This is a genomic window from Okeania sp. SIO3B5, assembly GCF_010692555.1.
Taxonomy (GTDB): Bacteria; Cyanobacteriota; Cyanobacteriia; order Cyanobacteriales; family Microcoleaceae; genus Okeania.
This window is the reverse complement of the sequence record NZ_JAAHHG010000680.1, coordinates 1-4,561: the sequence shown is the minus strand read 5'-3', so window position 1 is coordinate 4,561 and position 4,561 is coordinate 1. Positions and strand designations below refer to the sequence as shown.

At 39.6% G+C, this 4,561-nt stretch carries 1 protein-coding gene and 1 pseudogene; one reads left to right on the top strand and one right to left on the bottom strand.

Features of this window, described 5'->3' with window-relative positions:
- Positions 1 to 127 precede the first annotated feature (127 nt).
- A complete protein-coding gene (crtD, locus tag F6K54_RS40785) occupies positions 128 to 1,651 on the bottom strand; it encodes a C-3',4' desaturase CrtD (protein WP_293090161.1) in 1,524 nt (507 codons plus the stop codon).
- 1,827 nt (positions 1,652 to 3,478) lie between these two features.
- On the opposite strand from crtD, the pseudogene F6K54_RS40780 reads away from it, so the two are divergent.
- Positions 3,479 to 4,312: pseudogene (locus F6K54_RS40780) on the top strand (choice-of-anchor L domain-containing protein); the annotation flags it as partial.
- Between the last annotated feature and the right edge of the window lie 249 nt (positions 4,313 to 4,561).

Genomic DNA, 4,561 nt, shown 5'->3' with positions numbered 1-4,561 from the left:
TGGAATCGAATGACACGGGAGCAATATGCTCCCACTGCCGTAGGTAACAAAAATAATCACAATACACTCCCCCACTCCCCTACTCCCCTACTCCCCTACTCCCCTACTCCCCCACTCCCCTACTCCTCTACAAGCACTCAATCTGCCGCACCACAGTCAATGCTGAATAAGACACTCCTGCGGTACCCTCTCCCGGATGGGTTGAATCTCCTACTAACCATAAATCCTGAATGGGAGTACGATTGGCAAATCCAAAAGGTCCGAAAGTAGAAAGACGCTGACCAACACCACCCACAACACCTTCCTCTCGTGCCGTAAATTTCACAAAAGTACGAGGTGTCGCCGCTTCTTGATGAACTATTGTTTCTGGTTTTAAATAAAAATATTCACTCAGACGAGCGATCGCTTCCTCAGTATATTGCTGCTTCAACCCCTGATAATCTTTGCAATGTCTCCACATCTGAGTATCGGTAAAACTCGAAGCTGTAATTGTTGCCTTGCCTGTGGGAGCGCGACCGTCTCCTGGATGACTTACTGATACAAACAAAGAATTATTTTCTCCAATGGGACCGTCATAATTGTAGAAAAATTGCAAGTGAGGCGGACAGTTTGCTGGAATAGCACTTTCATCTACTCCCAAATAAACCACAAATGCACCCGATGGTGAAGTGAGTTTATTCACTCGGTATTTGTAACCAGGTATTGGGTGAGAGGTCTGATTTTCATCTTCCACTAACTTCACTAAGTTTTGCACAGTGACATTAGCCACAATATGGTCGGCAGTTTCTACCCAAGTTTCTCCAGTTTTTTGATTTTTGACTCTGACACCAGTAGCTTTACCCTTATCTATATATATTTGTTCTACAGTATAACCCATCAAGAGTTTGCCTCCGTCTCTTTCTAAGGCTGCAACTAGGCGATCGCTTAACACCTGCATACTTCCTTCAAGATGATACAAACCTTGAGGAGCTTGGGAAACAGCTAAAGCAGTTGCAGCGTAAAGTAGAGCTGTTTCTTCTGTACCTACTTGAGAGTAAAGTTTCAGTTGTAAATCCAGAAATGTTTTTAACCGTAGATTATCATTTAAACCATACAACCGTAACGCATCTGCTACTGTCATCAAAGTAAATGGCACTGTTATCAAAGTATCCGGACGTACTGCTTTTGCTAACTGCCACATATCCCAAATATTACGGGGTGGTAAAACTGGGTCTCGCCCTTGAAACTTCCAACTTGCCTCAAATAATTTTGTCATTAGTTGCCAAAATGGTTCGCTACCGGGAAACTGCTGAAGTCTCTCTTGTTGCCATTTTTTGGGGTCGCGCCAAACATTAATAGGTTGAGTTTCTCCTGGTAGAAATACGGCACAAGCAGGGTCGCAGTTGGTGGCGTTCGGAATGTCGATACCTAACTCAGAGAAAATCCGGTGATGAATTCCACCTGTTTCTAAACCTGCCACTTGAGTTGCACCCACATCAAAAGTGAAACCACGTCGTTTAAAAGTAGAAGCACAGCCACCAGGAACGATAGCTTGGTCGAATATTTGGACTTGATAGCCTTTGTGGGCCAGCAATGCTCCTGCTGTTAGGCCACCAATACCAGCACCACATACCACAATTTTTGATTTTTGTATAGTCTTTTTAGAGGACATAGATTTGATATTAATATTTCTTAAATTAAATATTAGTATAATCTATCTTTTTATTAACTTTTCGTAACTTTTAACTTTTGACTTGCGTGTAGCGCTATGCCAAGTCCACAGGGCAAAAGTACTTTTCTATAACCCCCTTAACTTTTCAGCATAGCTACCTTCTGCTTTACCTTTTTAGTCAAGAAATAAAGCGATCAGCGATTTAGTATTAATAGGGGGATTTAGATGCAGGAATTAATTCTTTTTTTTTACTACTAGACATCTCTAAAAATCAAAAATAAAATCAATTCTCACGCAAAAATTATCAATTCTTTCTCTCTACTGCCTACTGCCTACTGCCTACTCCTTCTTTTATGGATTGGAAGTCTCTTTTTGGGCAACATAGGGGAAGAAAATCAAGGGACGATTCTTCTGACTACCTCTTCTATAATTCCCATTCCTCTTGACTTCTGGATTCTGGATTCTGGATTCTGGCTCCTGCCCCTACCACTCATACTTTATTCAGAAAACCCTATTTAATACAACCGCATAATTACATAAATATTTGGACTGAACTAACAATTTTATGAAGATTCTATCAAGGCATTCAAAGTGTTCACAAATAAGAGTTATTCACACATTATTTTGAGAATATCAATAATAAAGTTAATTTTAGAGCACCGCAGAATTACATAAATATTTGGATTGAACCAACAATTTTATGAAGATTCTGTAAAGTCACTCAAAATTTAGTCAAAACTAATTCAATTTATCTGTATACTGTGATAGAAAAATAAAGCAATGGAAATATTTATGACCATTACTTAAATATTTTTCCCGGTGTATCCTATGATTTTTTTCATTAAGTTACTAGCTTTTTATGAAGATTCTGTAAAACCACTCAAAATCCAATTAAAAATAATGGAATTCAATCCGTGTATATGCTAAAAATAATAAATCAATCGAAATATTTAGGACCATTACTTAAATATTTTTCCCGGTGCATCCTACGATTTTTTTCATTAAATTAGCAGTTTATTATGAAGATTCTGTAAAGTTACTCAAAATCAAGTCAAAAGTAATGCGGTTTATCCGTATATATGCTAAAAAGGATAATAGGACCAAAATATCAATGATGAAGCTGATATCTTATTATTTTGCGAGTGCTATAACTCTATTTCCTGAGATGGTTAGAGGATTAGGTTTTGCAATTATTTCTAAGATACAGCACAACACATTTTTCCCCCACCACTCCTAAATTTTTCTGTAAGACTATTAAAGTTTCAAAATTGAGTCGGCGATCTTAGCAGTTACAGCAACTTCGAGGGCTTAAAAGTACCTATCGATCGCACAGAAACTTTAAAGCTGTCATCAAAAATCTAACTATATTTATCATTGCTACCGATATGTTTTATTAACTGAGTCGGTAAATTTTGCATCTTCTCAAGACAGCACTATGGGCCTGAAAAGTAAAAGCTATCGTAATGTCTTGAGGGCTAATATCATGTCCGGTTGAATAGTTACATTTTGGAGGAAGGAAGGCAGAAGAGAAAGAAAAGTTCAAAGGGAGAAGGTTTTTTTCTCACTAGACATCTCCAATAATAAAAAATAAAATCAATTATGGCACATAAATTGTCAATTCTTCCCCTCCTGGGAGGGGCTAGGGGTGGGTTCCCTACTCCTGTACGGGCGAATCGCGATTCGCCCCTACTCCCTACTCCCTCATTTGGAGGAGATGTCTACTGATTATCCGGACATGATATAAGACAACAAAACTCAACAAAGCGCTCAAATCTTAACTATGTTCCCAACTTATTAAAAATTTTATGTTTCAGGAGACATCAAGCTATGACTATTTCCAAACTCGTCAAAAAATTTGCCACGACTCTCGCCGGAACAGCTTTCGTGACTCTTAGTGGTACCACAGCAGCTCAGGCAATTTCCATAACTCCCACCAGTAATGGCGATGATTTGCTCGATGAAATCCTCGGCAGTGGGATCACAATTGTACCAGATTCTATCAATTATACAGGTGCTACTGGTGCTTCTGGAATCTTCAGTGATGGATTATCATCTGGTATTGGCATAGATAGTGGTATTATTATCACTACAGGTACAGCTACCGATGCTAAAGGCCCTAATAGTTCAGATAAGAAAACTACCAACAATGGATCGCCTGGAGATTCAGATTTAGATGGGTTGATTCCTGAAGAGCAAGAAACTTTTGATGCAACTATTCTGGAATTTGACTTTGAAAGTGAAGGAGGGAATGTTTTCTTCAATTATGTATTTGCCTCTGAAGAATATGTAGAATGGACAAACTCTAAATTCAATGATGTCTTCGGTTTCTTCCTAAATGGAACCAATATTGCTCTAATTCCTGGTACATCTACTCCAGTTGCTATCAATACAGTTAATGGGGGTAAACCACTGGGAACTGATGCTAGTAACTCAGAATTTTTCAACAATAATGATCCTAGTGAGGGTGGACCATTTTTCGATTTAGAATATGATGGCTTCACTAATGTGTTTACTGCACAAGCACTAGGACTTAGTGCTGGAACTCACAAGATTAGATTAGCGATCGCTGATGCTGGTGACGCTTTTCTCGACTCTGCTGTATTTATTCAGGGAAGCAGCTTTTCAGATATGCCTCAAGATCCAGAACCTACTCCAGAACCAGAACCCACCTCAGAACCTACCCCAGAACCAGAACCCACCTCAGAACCTACCCCAGAACCAGAACCCACCTCAGAACCTGCCCCAGAACCTATCCCAGAACCAGAACCTATCCCAGCACCAGAACCTATCCCAGAACCAGAACCCACCTCAGAACCTGCCCCAGAACCTATCCTAGAACCTATTCCAGCACCTATCCCAGTACCAGAACCTATCCTAGAACCCACCTCAGAACCTGCCCCACAACCTAAC